The organism is Streptomyces sp. NPDC002446 (assembly GCF_053595675.1).
On sequence record NZ_JBSFYC010000036.1, the window covers coordinates 64,891 to 80,603 of the forward strand.

The following is a 15,713-nucleotide window of genomic DNA, read 5'->3' on the forward strand; positions in this document are numbered from 1 at the left end:
CCCCGTGGGACGCCATAGCCGCCGAAGCCGGCCGGAGACCGAAGCCCTTTCGCCGACCGCCGCCGCGCCCGGCGGCGGACCGTCGGGCGGCCGGGCACCCGCACCGGGGCCCGGTCCGGGGCGCCGCAGGCGTGAGCCGGCCGAGGGCGACACGGTGCGCGGCGGGCACCCCGAGCAGCGCGAACCGGGCGGCGGCTGGGGTGCGTTCCCGGGGGCGGGAGCGCCCCCGATGGCGCCCGGACAGGCCGCGCCGAGGATTCCCCGGCCCCGCACCGAGATGTACGGCTCCCGTCCGCTGGCCGCGCCGGGCGACGGGCCGGGGCCGCGCCGCGAGTACATGGACGCCTTCGACGCCTACGGCGGGCCCGGCCCGGACGAGGCCGACGACGACGTGTTCCGGGCGGGTGCCCCCGGCGCGCAGGCCGTGCCGGGCGCGCAGGCCGTACCTCCCGGCGGCCGGTTCACCGGGCGTTCGGTGGTCTTCGATCGGGGCGAGCCTGACGAGGCGGTCCACCCGGCCGACCAGGACCCGGCAGACCAGGACCTGGCCGGTGACGTCGAGGACGCCTTCGACGCGGAGTCGCGGCACGGCGCCAGGAAGGGCGGCAAGGGCCGGACGTTCACCGGCGCGGCCGCCGCGGCGGTGACCACCGTGCTCGCCGTCGTCATCGCGGGCCAGGTCGCCGACCAGCACAAGGACGGCGGCGACCCGCAGGCGAGCAGCGGCGAGGACCGTACCGAGGGGGTCGGTGACGAGGCCTCCAGGTCGCAGAGCAGGCCCACCCAGGACGCCAAGCCGGCGGGTTACGGCGAGAAGATGGCGCAGGTCTTCCCGCTGGCCGCGGATCTGACGGGCAGCGGCCGGTTCACGCCGGCCGGCGGCGACGCCAAGGCGCCCGGCCACGGCAAGGTGCTGCGCTACCGCGTCGACGTCGAGGACGGACTGCCGCTGGACGGCGAGCTGTTCGCCGAGGCGGTGCACAAGACCCTCAATGACGAACGGAGCTGGGCGCACGGCGGGCAGCGGACCTTCCAGCGGGTGGCGTCCGGCACCGCCGACTTCGTGATCACGCTGGCGAGCCCGGGGACCACCGCGACGTGGTGCGCCAAGTCCGGTCTCGACACCACCGAGGACAATGTCTCCTGCGACTCGGCGGCGACCGACCGGGTCATGATCAACGCCTACCGGTGGGCGCAGGGCGCCAAGACCTACGGGCGCGACAAGATGCTCGCCTACCGGCAGATGCTGATCAACCACGAGGTCGGCCACCGGCTCGGGCACGACCACGAGGCCTGCTCCCGTCAGGGCGCACTGGCCCCGGTGATGATGCAGCAGACGAAGTTCCTGACCACGGACGGGGCCACCTGCCGGCCCAACTCCTGGCCGTTTCCCACCCAGCGGTGAGCTGACGGGGCGTTGTCCGTATGCCCCGCACCCTGGGCTTCCTGTGGCGTAGCGATCACATAGCGCCTCGAAACGCCCCTGTGGGGCGAAAGTTACGTGCTTTCACCCCTTCCGGTGGCGCGACGGACAACCGTCCATCGCGCCACCGGCCCTTTTGCATAGCTTCTTCCTGCAGATGACGGCCGTGCGGCCGTTCCGCCAGGGACGCCGATAAGGGAGGACGGGGGTGTAGTCGTGCGCATTGGACTGCTCACCGAGGGTGGCTATCCGTACGCGACCGGTGAGGCGCATGCGTGGTGCGACCGGCTCGTGCGCGGGCTCACCGGCCATGACTTCGAGGTCTACGCCCTGAGCAACCAGGCGCGTCAGGAGGCGGCGGGCGGACCCGCCCCTCCCGGCCACGTGCGGCTGGTACGGGGCGCGCCCCTGTGGGGCGACTTCCCCGCCGGGCACCTCCGGGGCGCGGAGGAGCGCCGGGGCCGTGCCCCCGGCCGGCGGGCACGGCGCCGCTTCGCCGAGCACTTCGGCGAACTGGTGGCGGCCTTCGCCACGGCCTCGGCGGGGGCGTTGCCGACGGGGTCCGGCGACACCCCCGACAACTCTGTGACCAGCAAGGCGGACCGTTTCGCCACCGGTCTCTACGGGCTTGCCGAATGCGCCCGGGAGCACGGCGGAGTGCCCGCCCTGCTCCGCTCCGAGGACGCCGTGCGCATCCTGGAGCGGGCCTGCCGCGGCCCCCGCGCCCTGCCCGCCGTCCACGGCGCACAGGTCAACGATCTGCTGGCGGTCGCCGCACAGCTCGAACTCGCGCTGCGCCCGCTGTCGCTGGACTGGTACGGCGACCGGGACGCCCCCGGCCTCGACGGGGTGGACCTCTGCCATGCCACCTCCGGCGGCGCGGCGGCCCTCCCGGGGCTGCTGGCCAAACGCTTCTTCGGCACTCCGCTGCTGGTCACCGAGTGCGGCGTACGGCTGCGTGAGCACTACCTCGCACGCGCAGCGGCCCCGCTGAGCGCTCCGGTGCGGGCGCTGCTCGCCGCCTTCCAGGGCGCGCTGGCCGCCGAGACCTACGCCCGGGCCGACCTGATCACCCCCGGCAACACCCATGTCCGCCGCTGGCAGGAGCACTGCGGCGCCGACCGGGCCCGGCTGCGCACGGTCTACCCGGGCATGGACGCCGCCCCCTTCGCCGCGGTCGCCGACGCCCCGGCGGACGACTCCAGGACGCTGGTGTGGGTCGGCGCCATCGAGCCCGCCAAGGACCTGGTGGCGCTGCTGCACGCGTTCGCCGAGGTCCACCGGGCCGAGCCGGAGGCGACGCTGCGGATCATCGGCGGGGTCGGCCGTGATCCGCAGGCGCCCGGCTACCTCGCGCACTGCCGGTCGCTGGCCGCCCAGCTCTTCCCGGACGAGGCGGCCGACGCCCGCACCGTCGGCGAGAACCCGGTCAGCTTCGAGGAGATCGGCGGCCCCGAGGCCCCGACCCTGGCGGACGCCTACGCCTCCGCCGCGGTGGTGGTGCTCTCCAGCGTCGTCGAGGGTTTCCCGCGCTCCCTGGTGGAGGCGATGTTCAGCGGCCGTGCCACGGTGTCGACCGATGCCGGCGCGGTCTGCGAGGTCATCGGCGGCACCGGGCTGGTCGTCCCGCCGCGCAACCCCCGCGCCCTCGCCGAGGCGTGCCGCGCGCTGCTCGGTGACCCGGACCGCAGGGCCCGGCTGGGGGCGGCGGCCCGTGCGCGGGCGCTCGAACTGTTCACCGTCGAGCAGAACACCGCGGCATTTCGTGGCATCTACCTGGAGCTGATCTCGCGCGCCCCGGCCCGCCCGGCCGACCACCGCGTGCTGGACGCACAGGGCGTCCCGCAGCCCTTCGCCCGACCCGCCGAATCCCATGTCCCCGGCCGGTGGGCCGCGACCGGCGCCGCCAGGGCGGTCAGGCCGGCCGGCCGTACGCCGAGCTGGGCGGTACCGGAGGGGAGGCGGTCGGCCGGGGTGCCGGCGATGTCCGAGACATGAGACGGCCGGTGAGACAGGGGTGCAAGGCGATGAGGCAGGCGTGGTGAGCGTGAGGGTGATGGCAGTGGTGACGGGTGTGCTGGACGTGATGTGTGTGGTCGGCGTGGTGGGCGTCGCGCTGGTCACCGGTATGGCCGATGTGGCGCACGCCGGCAACCGGGAGGGGCTGCGCCGATGGGAGTCCCCCCTGGGGCAAAAGGTCCTCGGGGGAGGCCGCCCCGGCCGCCCGGCCCGGGAGCGCGCCGGTGGCCTCCGCCCCGGACAGGGCGGCCGTCCGCAGGCCCCGGGGAAGGGGGACGGCGTATGACCGCGCCCGAAGGCGGCACCACCCGCGCCCCCGGCGCCACCGGGGAGGGCCGCACGGCCACGGGGGGCCGGCCCGGCGCCCGGCCCGTGCGCCGCGGCCCCGCCGACCCCGTACGTGCCTTGATGCACCGTCACCAGAAGCTGTGCGCCCACGCCGTCGACGCGCTGGAGATCGCCGCAGGCTTGGAGGCGCACGGTGTCACCGACCGGACCGCCGCGCGCTTCCGGCACCGCGATGTCTTCTCGCTCGCGGAGGAGCTCTACGCCCGCGTGCCGCGCGCCCAGCAGGACACGCGGGGAGCCGGCGCGGGGTGGGGCCGGGGGTGGGGAGGGCGCTGCGGCGCGGTGCTCCAGCTGCTCCCGGGCGCCGTCTGCGGTGCGGTGGTCGCCGCCCTCGCCTCGCTGGACGACACCGCAACTCCCGTGTTCCGTCTGGCCGTCGGCGTGACCGGTGTCGTGCTGCTGGCGCTCGCCGTCCGGCTGGCCGTACGGTCCGGGCCGCTGCGGGCGCGCCACCACGGCACCGGATCGCGCACCGCGGGCCTGTGGGTCGCCTGGACCGCCGGGTACGCGGTCTGCGGCGACTGGCTGCTGGGCCAGCTGCTGGCCGGCGGCCCCGACCTGCCGTACGCGCACCCGAGGGCCGCCGTCGCCACCGCCCTGGCGCTGGCCTTCGCCGTCCTCCCCGCCGCCGGCTGCGCCCGCTGGTTCGCGCTGCGCGGCCGGCGCGGCCTGGCCGCCAGCCGCGGCCTCGGGGAGTTCGCCGCCCGTCTCCGGCCGCTGCTGCTCGCCGCCACCGCGCTCTTCCTGGGCGCCCTGGTGGCGCTGCTCCTCGGCGCGGGGGCGCTCTTCGGGGGCGGCGGGCCGGTGGCGGTGGCCGCGGCCACCGCGCTGGGCCTGCTGCTCTTCCTCGCCCGGCTGCTCGCCGCGCACGGCTTCCCCGAGGCGGCCGCCGCGGGCATGGCCTCGGCCGCCGCCCTGGAGGCGCTCGCGCCGGCCCTGGTGCTGACCGCCCGGCTGCCCGGCCTGGACCCGCTCGCCGTCCCGGTGGAGGCGCTGGCCGGCGCCGCGGGTCCGGCGGCGGTGCCCGCCGTGGCCTGTACGGCCGCCGCCCTCGGCCTCCTCGTCTACGGGCTGCGGGCGCTCACCGGCGCCTGCGCGCACTCGCCCGCCGCCGGCCCGGCAAGGACGCCCCGGCCGTGACCACCCCTGCCGCCACCCGCCCCCACGACCCCGCACCCCCACTCGGGCACCACGCACCACCCCCGAAGAGGCACCCCGAAAAGGCCCCTTCCGACGCTTCGCCGCAGCCCCCTCCCCCCACCCGGCCCCCGTCCCCAGGGCGGCGGCCGGCCCCGCGGCCGAAGACGACGTACTTCCCTCGATCCGCTTTAGGAGCGCGACACATGAACGTCCAGCCGACCACACGTACCGCGGACCGGGGGGTCGCACGATGAGGGTGCTGCTCATCGGCGCCAACGGCTACCTGGGCCGCTATGTCGCCGACCGCCTGCTCGCCGACCCCGCCGTCCAGCTCACCGCCCTCGGGCGGGGCGACGACGCCGACGTCCGCTTCGACCTGGCCACCGGCAGCCCCGGTGCGCTCACCCGCTTCCTGGACGCGGTGCACCCCGGAGTGGTCGTCAACTGCGCCGGCGCCACCCGCGGCGGTGCCCGGGAGCTGACCCGGCACAACACCGTCGCGGTCGCCACCATCTGCGAATCGCTGCGCCGCAGCGGCTGCGGCGCCCGGCTCGTCCACCTGGGCTGCGCCTCCGAGTACGGGCCCTCCCAGCCCGGCTCCTCGACCGCCGAGGACGCGGTGCCGCGCCCCGGAGGCCCGTACGGCGTCAGCAAGCTGGCCGCCACCGAACTGGTCCTGGGCTCCGGCCTCGACGCGGTCGTGCTGCGGGTCTTCTCCCCGGTCGGACCCGGCACCCCGGCCGGCTCGCCGCTCGGCCGGCTCGCCGAGGCGATGCGCCGGGCGATGCAGTCCGGCGACAGCGAGCTCAAGCTCGGCGGGCTCGGCGTACAGCGGGACTTCGTCGACGTACGGGACGTCGCCCGCGCCGTGCACGCCGCCTCGCTCTCCGCCGCGCAGGGCGTGGTCAACATCGGCACCGGCCGCGCCGTACGGCTGCGGGAGGCCGCCTCCGTGCTCGCCCGGGTGGCCGGCTTCGGCGGTGCGCTGCACGAACTCGACTCCCCGCCGGCCCGGCTCGTCATCCCCGGCCCGGCCGCCGAGCACCCGGCCGGCTCGCCGCCCGCCACCTACCCGTACCCGGACGGCTGCGGCACCTGGCAGCAGGCGGACGTACGCACCGCGCGCGACCGGCTCGGCTGGCGCCCCCGGATCGGCCTGGAGGAGTCCCTCGCCGACATCTGGATGGAGGCGGCATGTCGCATCTGACCACCCCCGCGGGCACCAGCCGCGCCCCGACCGGGGCCGCACCGCTCGGCATCGGTGTGCCGGGCTTCGCCCATCCGCTGCTGGCGCCCGGCGAATGGGCCGGACTGCTGGGCTGCTCCCCGGGGTCCGTGCACTGGGCGGTGCTCAATGTGTCCAACGGGCCCGGTGCCCGCCCCGACCCGCACTGCATCCCGGCCGCCGCCCGGCTCTGTGAGACAGGTGTCCGAGTACTGGGACACCTGGACATGGGCCTGGGAACGCGTCCCTTCGGTGAGCTGATCGCCGACGCGCACCGCTACCTGGAGTGGTACAAGGCCGACGGCTTCTGGCTGGACCGCTGCCCCACCGACCGGACGCTGCTGCCCCCGACCCGCCGGCTCGCCGCCGCCCTGCGGTCCCTGTGCGACGGCGGCCACCTGGTCTTCGGGCACGGCGCCCACCCCCACCCCGGGTACGCGGAGTCCGCCGACCAGCTCGTCACCTTCGCCGGCCGCTGGTGCGACTACCGCTGGTCGCAGGTGGCCGAGTGGACCGCCGACTACCCTCCGGAGCGGTTCTGCCACCTCGTCCACAGCGTGCCGCGTACCCACCTGGACGAGGCGCTGCGGATCGCGCGCTGGCAGGGGGCGGGCACCGTGTACGTCACCGACCGCCGGGCCGACGGGGCGGCGGGTGCCGCCGGAGACGCCTGGGCGTCGCTGCCCGGCTACTGGGACGAATTCGTCTCGCGCATCGGACCGGGTGTCTCGGAATGAAGAAGGGCGTGGCAGTGTTACGGGAAGACAATCAATCCTCAGATACCGACCAACCCCCTTGTTGAGGTCATCCGTGTCGCTGCCACCCCTGGTCGAGCCCGCTCCGGAGCTCACCGTCGACGAGGTCCGCAGGTACTCCCGCCACCTGATCATTCCCGATGTCGGGATGGACGGGCAGAAGCGGCTGAAGAACGCCAAGGTGCTGTGTGTCGGCGCCGGCGGCCTGGGTTCGCCCGCGCTGATGTACCTGGCCGCGGCCGGCGTGGGCACGCTCGGCATCGTGGAGTTCGACGAGGTCGACGAGTCGAACCTGCAGCGCCAGATCATCCACAGCCAGGCGGACATCGGCCGCTCGAAGGCCGCGTCCGCCAAGGACACGGTGCTGGGCATCAACCCGTACGTCACGGTCAACCTGCACGAAGAGCGCCTCGACTCCACGAACGTCATGGAGCTCTTCGCGCAGTACGACCTGATCGTCGACGGCACGGACAACTTCGCCACCCGCTACCTGGTCAACGACGCCTGCGTGCTGCTGAACAAGCCGTACGTCTGGGGCTCGATCTACCGCTTCGACGGCCAGGCGTCGGTCTTCTGGTCCGAGCACGGCCCCTGCTACCGCTGCCTGTACCCGGAGCCCCCGCCGCCGGGCATGGTGCCCTCCTGCGCCGAGGGCGGCGTCCTCGGCGTGCTGTGCGCCTCCATCGGCTCCATCCAGGTCAACGAGGCCATCAAGCTGCTCGCGGGCATCGGCGACCCGCTCGTCGGCCGCCTGATGATCTATGACGCACTGGAGATGACGTACCGTCAGGTCAAGGTCCGCAAGGACCCCGACTGCGCGGTCTGCGGAGAGAACCCGACCGTCACCGAGCTCATCGACTACGAGGCCTTCTGCGGCGTCGTGTCCGAGGAGGCCCAGGAGGCGGCGGCCGGCTCCACGATCACTCCGAAGCAGCTCAAGGAGTGGATCGACGCCGACGAGAAGATCGACATCATCGACGTCCGCGAACCCAACGAGTTCGAGATCGTCTCGATCCCCGGCGCCCGCCTGATCCCGAAGAACGAGTTCCTGATGGGCAACGCCCTCCAGGACCTCCCGCAGGACAAGAAGATCGTCCTGCACTGCAAGACCGGCGTCCGCTCGGCGGAGGTGCTGGCCGTCCTGAAGTCCGCGGGCTTCGCCGACGCGGTGCACGTCGGCGGCGGGGTCATCGGCTGGGTCAACACGGTCGAGCCGGAGAAGCCGGTGTACTGACCGCGGCGTTCGCGCGAAGGGCGCCGGTCCGCAGTGTGCGGACCGGCGCCCTTGGTCTGCGCCGTGCACGGCGCTCGCGGCCGGGTCGCGGGCCGCCGCTCAGATCTCGCCCTTGCGCGTCAGATACGTGAAGGCCAGCCAGCCCGGCAGCACCGGCAGCCAGAACGTCATCAGGCGGAACAGCAGCACCGCGGGGAAGGCGATGTCGCCGCCCAGGCCCGCCAGGGTCAGTGCCGTGATGATCGCGCCCTCGACCGCGCCCACACCGCCCGGCGTCGGCGCCGCCGACCCCAGCGCGTTGCCGGCGAGGAAGGCCACCGCGATGCTCGCGTAACTGAGCTGGTCGCCGCCGCCGAACGCGCGGATCGAGGCGTCCAGGCACATCACGTTCGCCGCGGTCAGCAGCAGCATCCCGCCGATCCCGGTGACCAGCTTCCGGGGCCGCTGCAGGATGTCCAGCATCCGCGGCACCACACCGGCAAACAGCGTCCGCAGCCGTGTCACCACGAACTTCCGCAGCACCGGCACCGCCGTCACCACCAGCACCAGCACCGCCACCGTCAGCAGTCCGGCGATGACCGTACGGGACGGCGTCAGCTGGTCGTCCCTGCTCTGGGTGCCGGTCAGATAGCCGAAGGTCAGCAGCAGCAGGATGTGGCAGCCCAGACCGAACAGCTGGGACGCGCCGACGCTCGCCACCGCGAGGCCCGGCCGGACCCCGGCGCGCTGCAGGAAGCGGGTGTTGAGCGCCACCCCGCCGATCGCCGCGGGCGCCACCAGCTTCACGAAGTTGCCCGCGATCTGCGCGACCACGGTTTTGACGAAGCCCACCTTCTCGGTGACGAATCCCAGCAGGCTCATCGCCGCCGCGATGTACGTCACCGCCGAGAAGACCATCGCCACCAGCACCCACCACCACTGGGCCTTGCTGATCACATCGTCGAGGTTGAAGTGCGTCAGCTGCGACAGCAGCAGATACGCGGCGAACGCCCCGGCGATCCAGCTGATCAGGATCCGCGGACTGAGCCGCTCCAGCTTCGCCGGTTCGATCACCGCGGTCGGCCGGATCAGCAGCACCTGACGGCGGATCTGGGCGAGCAGATCCTCCTCGCGGGCCTCCTCGGAGGCCTCGTCCAGAGCCCGCTTCTCGGCGTTCTTCTCCGCGTGCCGCTCGGCCCGCAGAGTCTTGCGGTCCTTCGGGCCCGCCGCCTCACGGGCCTCCCGCGCCTCCTTGGCGGCCTGCGAGGCGGCCAGCACCGCTTCCCGCTCCCGCTTGGAGCGCTCGCGGGCCAGCTGGCGCAGCGTGGCGCGGGTGGTACGGCTGAGCGCGATCGGCTGCAGCAGCGGCAGGCTGTCGGCGACCGCGTCCGGGCCGAGCACCTCGACGGCCGCGGCCACCGCGCGCTCGGCGCCCACCCGCAGCCCCAACGTGGCCAGCAGCTGGGCGATGTCCATCCGCAGGACGAGGTCACCGGCCGCGATCTCACCGCCGCGCAGATCGGTCAGGACGATATTGCCGGAACGATCCACCAGCAGCGCGTCACCGACCAGCCGGCGGTGCGCGATCCGCCGTGACTGCAGCGCCTCGACCTGCCGCCAGGCGCTGTGCATCAGCGCGTCGGTGATCTCCTCGTCGGCCAGCGAATCGAGGGTGCGGCCGCCGATGTGCTCGTAGACCAGCATCACCGCGTCCGGGCCGAGCTCCGAGGTCGCGATCAGCTTGGGCGCGTTGGCGCCGGCCGCGATGGCCGCGTACGCCAGCAGCGCCTCCTGCTCCAGGGCCTGACGCAGCGACTGGAGACTGCGGCGCTGGTTGATGCCGCGCAGCGACAGCCGGCGCCACACCCGGTAGAAGAACCCCTGGGCCTGCTGCTCGCGGTCGACGACGGTGACGTCGATCGGCGGGCCGTCCTCCAGGGTGACGAGGTAGCGGCGGCCGCGGTCGGTGTTCTCGGGCTGGTCGGGAGAGGTGGCGTCCTCCGCGCGCAGCGCGCTGACCGGGTGGAAGCCGACCCGGCGCAGCCCCGCGAGGAGGTTCTGGCCCGTGGGGCGGACGTTGGGGGAGCCGACGGCGTAGAGGGTGCCGTAGGCGACGGTCCAGCCGATCAGCACCGTGGTGATGATCGCGAACGGGGTGGTGTACCGCCCGACCAGCACCGCGACGACGTCCAGCAGCACCACGCACCACATCGCGACCCGCCAGCGGGGCCGCCGCGACATCCCCACCGCCGTCATATAGGCGATCACCGGCGCCAGATAGCTGTGCACCGGAGCGGAGAGCGCACCGCTCGCCAGCGGCTGGGTCAGAGCGACCCGGATGGAGGCGGGGGCGGCCTCGGCGACCCACAGGTCGGTGGCGAGCGACACCCCGTGGGCGAGGACGGCGGCGAGCACACCGTCCGCGATCCGCAGCCCGTCCCGTTTGATCAGCCGCTCGACGGCGAACGCCACCGGCACGATCAGCACCGCGACGCTGGACGTCAGCCCCGCCAGGTTGATCAGCAGCGGGGGCGCCGCCTTCGCGCCGGTGCCGATGTCCCGTGCCAGGCCCGCGGTGGTGCCGTGGGCGAAGGTGGCGAGCCCGAGGACGAGGGCGATCCCGGCGATGCCGAGCAGCAGCCGGAGCAGGTCGGCGGGCCGGTGCACCCGGGCGGGCAGCAGCGGCTCGTCCCCGGAGACCCGGTCGACGTGGAACTCGCCGTACTCGTCGGTGCCCGGCTCGGCGCGGTGCGAGCCCGTACGGGCCTTGCTGCGGGCCGCGCCGGACACCGGCTCGGTGCCCTTGCCGTGCTCGACCTGCTCGTCCTGGTCGGGTCGCCGCGTGGTGTCGTGCCCCTCCTCGTGCCCCTGTGGTTCGGGCTCCTTGGGCTCGTGTGGCCTCTCGGACGCCCCGGTTCGTTCGGCCTTCTCGATCGTGCTCGCCTTTTCGGTAGCGGACGCCGTGGCCGGCCTCCGTTGGTGCTTCCCCTTTGGTGCCACCCGCTGCCGCTCGGGCCGCTCGGTCGGTGCGGCCCGGTCCGGCGCGGCGCCGGTGGTGTCGACGGGCAGTGCGTCAGGGGCGCCCGCCTCCCGTGGAGGCGCTGCACCCTGCTCGGCCGTCTCTTCTTGATCTCGTATCACCAGTCACCGTCCGGAAGATGGTGGCACGACCGGCCAGCGGAGGGGGGCATCAGGGTGCATTTCGGGGGCACGGGAAGCGGAACCGCTTCCACCGCACCCGGGCCGACAGTGCCGCGCCGACGGCCTCACGAGTCGTACGGGACCGTGTGTCCAGTCCCATTGTCGGTGCCGTACGGCAGGATGGACCGAATGAGTGGGACCGGAGACGAGGCGGCGGGTGAGCTGCCCGAGTACGCGGAGCGGGTCCTGGCCGTCGCCGAGCTGATCCCGGCGGGCCGGGTGATGACGTACGGGGACGTCGCGGAGTGGCTCCATGAAGAGGGGCCGCCCGAAGGGCCCCGGGTGGGCGGGCCCCGGCAGGTCGGCAGGGTGATGGCCCTCTACGGCGGCGCGGTGCCCTGGTGGCGCGTCGTGCGCGCGGACGGCCGTCTGCTGCCCGGCAGCGAACTGCGCGCACTGGCCCACTACCGGGCCGAGGGCACTCCGCTGCGGGAGGCCGCGCGGTCCGCCGAGGGCCACATACCGGCGCTCGACATGCGGCGGGCCCGCTGGGACGGGCGCCAGGACGGCGGCGGCGCCGCCCAGGACGTGCCCTAGCGTGTACGGCACGCGGCCGGCGCCGCACGGGCCGCCCGCGCCGCGGCCCGCCGCACCCCTCGTCCGCACCATGACCAGCACCTTCCTCAGGACCGGCGATCCACGTGAGTTCCTCCTTCTCGGCCGTCCCGCCGACGCAGCCCCATCGGGCGGCGCGGCGGGATGCCCCCGGCGCGTACCGACTGGTGCGCACCCCGCCGGAGCGGGTGGATCCTCCTGCCTTGGACGCAGACCAGCGCGCCGTGGTTGAACACCGCCAGGGGCCCCTGCTGGTGCTGGCCGGGCCGGGCACCGGCAAGACCACGACGCTGGTGGAGTCGGTGGCGCGCCGGGTGCGGGCCGGCGGCGACCCCGAGCGGATCCTCGTCCTGACCTTCAGCCGCAAGGCCGCCGTCGCCCTCCGCGACCGCCTCGCGGCACGCCTGCGCGATCTGGAGGGGCAGCCCGGAGGGCTTGTGGGGGCACCTCCCAGCGGCAGCCGGGGGAGGGCGGGCATCCCGCAGGCCACGACCTTCCACTCGTTCTGCTACGCCCTGGTCCGCGCCCACCAGGACGCCGACCTCTTCGCCGATCCGCTGCGGCTGCTGTCCGGACCCGAGCAGGACCTCGTCGTACGCGAGCTCCTCGAAGGACAGGCGGAGATGGCCGCCGCGGGCCGCGGCGGGATCAGCTGGCCGGACGAGCTGCGCGCCTGCCTGACCACCCGCGGCTTCGCCGACGAGGTCCGCGCGGTGCTCGCCCGCAGCCGCGAACTGGGCCTGGGCCCGGACGCCCTGGGCGACTTCGCCCGGCGCACCGGCCGCCCCGACTGGAGCGCCGCGGCCGGCTTCCTCGCCGAGTACCTCGACGTCCTGGACGGCCAGGGCGTTCTGGACTACGCCGAGCTGGTGCACCGCGCGGTACTGCTCGCCGGGCGCAGCGACGTCGCGGCCGGGCTGGCCGCCGCCTATGACGCCGTCTACGTCGACGAGTACCAGGACACCGACGTCGCCCAGGTACGGCTGCTGCGGGCGCTCGCCGGCAACCACTCGGCGGCCGGCCGGCCGGGCTCCCCGGGCCGCACGCTGGTCGCCTTCGGCGACCCCGACCAGTCGATCTACGCCTTCCGGGGCGCGGACGTGAACGGCATCCTCGACTTCCCGGAGACCTTCCGCCGCGGCGACGGCACCCCCGCCCCGGTGGCCGTGCTCGGCACCTCCCGGCGATCGGGCGCCGCGCTGCTCGCGGCCACCCGGCTGCTGACCCGCCGGATGCCGCTCACCCGCCTCCCGGCCCAGAAGGTGCGCGCCCACCGCGAGCCGGTGCCCGTACGGGACGGCGGCCGCGTGGAGGTGTTCACGTACCCGACGCCCGGGGCCGAACTGGACAACGTCGCCGACATCCTGCGCCGCGCCCACCTGGAGGACGGTGTGCCCTGGCGCGAGATGGCCGTTCTCGTCCGCGCCGGGGGGCGCTCGATCCCCGCCGTGCGCCGCGCGCTGACCTCCGCCGGGGTGCCGCTCGACATCGACGGCGACGATCTGCCGCTGCGCCACGAACCAGCCGTCGCCCCGCTGCTGACGGCGCTGCGGGCCGCGGCACGGGCGGCGCTGGCGCCCTCCGCCGACGGGGACGCGGCGGCCGGGGACGCGGCCACCGGGGAAGCGCCTGCCGCAGCGGCCGCCCCCGAAGACGGGCCTGCCGCACCAGCCGCCACCGCAGACACCGGGCCGGCCGGCTGGCTCGACGCCGAGACCGCCCTCGACCTGCTGACCTCCCCCCTGGGCGGGATGGACTCCGCCGACCTGCGCCGGCTGGGCCGCGCCCTGCGCGAGGAGGAGCGCGCCGCCGGGCAGCCGCTGCCGCGCCCCTCCGACGAGCTGATCGCGCGGGCGCTCGCCGAACCCCAGCGCCTGGTGGCGCACGACCCCGCCTACACCCGCGGTGCCCAGCGGCTCGGCCTGCTGCTGCGCAAGGCCCGCGAACTGCTCGCCGGCGGCGGCACCGCGGAGCAGGCGCTGTGGGAGCTGTGGGACGGCACCCCCTGGCCGCAGCGCCTGGAGCGGGCCGCCCGCCGCGGCGGCGCGGCCGGACGCAACGCCGACCGGGACCTCGACGCGCTGGTCGCCCTCTTCGAGACCGCGGCCCGCGCCGAGGAACGCACCGGCGGCCGCGGCGCCCTGAACTTCCTGGAGGAACTCGACGCCCAGGACATCGCCGCCGACACCCTCACCCGCCGTACGGTGCGCCCCGACGCCGTACGGCTGATGACCGCCCACCGCGCCAAGGGCCTGGAGTGGCGGCTGGTCGTTGTCGCCGGCGTCCAGGAGGGGCTCTGGCCCGACCTGCGCCGCCGCGGCTCGCTCCTGGAGGCCGACCGGATCGGCAGCGACGGCCTTGCCGAGCCGCTCACCCCGGGCGCGCTGCTCGCCGAGGAACGCCGGCTGTTCTACGTGGCCGCCACCCGCGCCCGTGAGCGCCTGGTGGTCACCGCCGTGAAGGCCGCCGCCGACGACGGCGACCAGCCCTCCCGTTTCCTCACCGAGCTCGGCGTCACTCCCCAGGACGTCACCGGCCGCCCGCGCCGCCCCCTCTCGGTCGCCGCGCTCGTCGCCGAGCTGCGCGCCACCACCGTCGACCCGGCCGCCGGCCCCGCGCTGCGCGAGGCCGCCGCCCAGCGCCTCGCCACCCTCGCCGCGCTGCACGACGACGACCACCGGCCCCTGGTGCCGGCCGCCCACCCCGACAACTGGTGGGGCCTTGCCGAACCCACCCACAGCAGCGCCCCGTTGCGCGACCGGGACCGGCCGGTGGTCCTGTCCGGCAGCGCCCTCGACCAGCTCGCCAACACCTGCTCCCTCCAGTGGTTCCTGGGCCGCGAGGTCAAGGCGGACACCCCCGCCACCGCCGCCCAGGGCTTCGGCAACGTCGTCCATGTGCTCGCCGACGAGGTCGCCTCCGGGCGCACCCCCGCCGATCTGACCGTCCTGATGGAGCGCCTGGACTCCGTATGGGACGCGCTCGCCTTCGACGCCCCCTGGAAGTCGCGCCAGGAGAAGGAGAACGCCCGCGCCGCCCTGGAGCGCTTTCTGCGCTGGCACGTCATGGAGCGCGAGACCCACGGCCGCGACACCGTCGCCACTGAGCACGGCTTCGACGTCGCTCTCCAGGCCGGCGCCTACCAGGTCCGCATCCGCGGCAGCATGGACCACGTCTCCCGGGACGCGCAGGGGACGGCGTACGTCGTCGACTTCAAGACCGGCAAGCAGAAGCCGACCGGACCCGAGGTCGCCCGCCACCCCCAGCTCGCCGTCTACCAGCTCGCGGTGCGCGAGGGCGCCGTGGACGACGTCTTCGACGGGCACACCCCGAAGGCCGGCGGCGCCGAACTGGTGCATCTGCGCCTCGGCGCACCCCGGAAGGAGGGCGGCGACGCCCTGCCCGCCGTACAGGCGCAGCCGCCGCTGGACGGGGAGAACGGCGAGTGGGTCGGCGAACTGCTCGCCACCGCAGCGGGCCGCGTGCTGGAGGAGCGCTTCTCGCCCACCACCGGCGCGCACTGCACCCACTGCACATTCCGCGCCTCGTGCAGCGCGGTACCGGAGGGGCGGCAGGTGGTCGAATAACGTTCCGCTGCGCTTGGCTGGCTTCCTACGTTTTCGGCTTTCCCGCCGTGGGGGTTGGTCGCCGTTGCGCCTGCGGCGGGCCCTTCCGCTGCGCTTTGCCTGGGTCGACGTTTTGGCTTGCTCGCCGTTGCGCCTGCGGCGGGCTGTTTGCCGCTGCGCGGGGCGTTTTCGGGTGCCGGTGGCGGTCCTCCGGGGCAGGGTGTCCGGACTGCTTCGCTTTACGTCCGAACACCCTGCCCCTCCGGCC

The 15,713-nt window shown here is 74.7% G+C and carries 10 protein-coding genes; 9 read left to right on the top strand and 1 reads right to left on the bottom strand.

What is annotated here, in order from left to right; all coding sequences use genetic code 11:
• The first annotated feature begins 4 nt into the window (after window positions 1-4).
• The 7 genes from ACWD6P_RS21275 (at window position 5) to moeZ (ending at window position 8,144) form a co-directional block, all read left to right on the top strand.
• Window positions 5-1,405: a DUF3152 domain-containing protein gene (locus tag ACWD6P_RS21275; RefSeq protein WP_451445692.1), complete on the top strand. Its 1,401-nt coding sequence runs from the start codon at window positions 5-7 to the stop codon at window positions 1,403-1,405.
• Window positions 1,406-1,639: 234 nt separating this feature from the next.
• Window positions 1,640-3,421: a DUF3492 domain-containing protein gene (locus tag ACWD6P_RS21280; RefSeq protein ID WP_451445693.1), complete on the top strand. Its 1,782-nt coding sequence runs from the start codon at window positions 1,640-1,642 to the stop codon at window positions 3,419-3,421.
• 58 nt (window positions 3,422-3,479) lie between these two features.
• On the top strand, window positions 3,480-3,728 hold the full coding sequence (locus ACWD6P_RS21285) for a hypothetical protein (protein WP_451445694.1): 249 nt from the start codon (window positions 3,480-3,482) through the stop codon (window positions 3,726-3,728).
• A complete protein-coding gene (locus ACWD6P_RS21290; RefSeq protein WP_451445695.1) occupies window positions 3,725-4,930 on the top strand; it encodes a hypothetical protein in 1,206 nt (401 codons plus the stop codon). Before ACWD6P_RS21285 ends, ACWD6P_RS21290 begins: the two co-directional genes overlap by 4 nt.
• Window positions 4,931-5,180: 250 nt before the next feature.
• On the top strand, window positions 5,181-6,137 hold the full coding sequence (locus ACWD6P_RS21295; protein ID WP_451445696.1) for an NAD-dependent epimerase/dehydratase family protein: 957 nt from the start codon (window positions 5,181-5,183) through the stop codon (window positions 6,135-6,137).
• Complete coding sequence (locus tag ACWD6P_RS21300; RefSeq protein WP_451445697.1) at window positions 6,125-6,892, top strand: spherulation-specific family 4 protein; 768 nt, start codon at window positions 6,125-6,127, stop codon at window positions 6,890-6,892. The genes ACWD6P_RS21295 and ACWD6P_RS21300 overlap by 13 nt, the downstream gene beginning before the upstream one ends.
• A 73-nt stretch (window positions 6,893-6,965) precedes the next feature.
• Window positions 6,966-8,144, top strand: coding sequence for an adenylyltransferase/sulfurtransferase MoeZ (moeZ, locus tag ACWD6P_RS21305; protein WP_451445698.1), 1,179 nt, complete (start codon window positions 6,966-6,968; stop codon window positions 8,142-8,144).
• 99 nt (window positions 8,145-8,243) lie between these two features.
• On the opposite strand, the gene ACWD6P_RS21310 is transcribed toward moeZ, so the two are convergent.
• Window positions 8,244-11,264 (bottom strand): flippase-like domain-containing protein, encoded by a 3,021-nt coding sequence (locus ACWD6P_RS21310; RefSeq protein ID WP_451445699.1) that lies wholly within the window; start codon window positions 11,262-11,264, stop codon window positions 8,244-8,246.
• 189 nt (window positions 11,265-11,453) lie between these two features.
• Between ACWD6P_RS21310 and ACWD6P_RS21315 the strand changes: the two genes are divergently transcribed.
• Both ACWD6P_RS21315 and ACWD6P_RS21320 read left to right on the top strand, forming a co-directional pair.
• Window positions 11,454-11,861, top strand: coding sequence for an MGMT family protein (locus ACWD6P_RS21315; protein WP_451445700.1), 408 nt, complete (start codon window positions 11,454-11,456; stop codon window positions 11,859-11,861).
• A 104-nt stretch (window positions 11,862-11,965) separates the two neighbouring features.
• The gene (locus tag ACWD6P_RS21320; RefSeq protein ID WP_451445701.1) at window positions 11,966-15,466 is read left to right on the top strand and encodes an ATP-dependent helicase; all 3,501 of its coding nucleotides are present in this window, start codon (window positions 11,966-11,968) and stop codon (window positions 15,464-15,466) included.
• Window positions 15,467-15,713 lie beyond the last annotated feature (247 nt).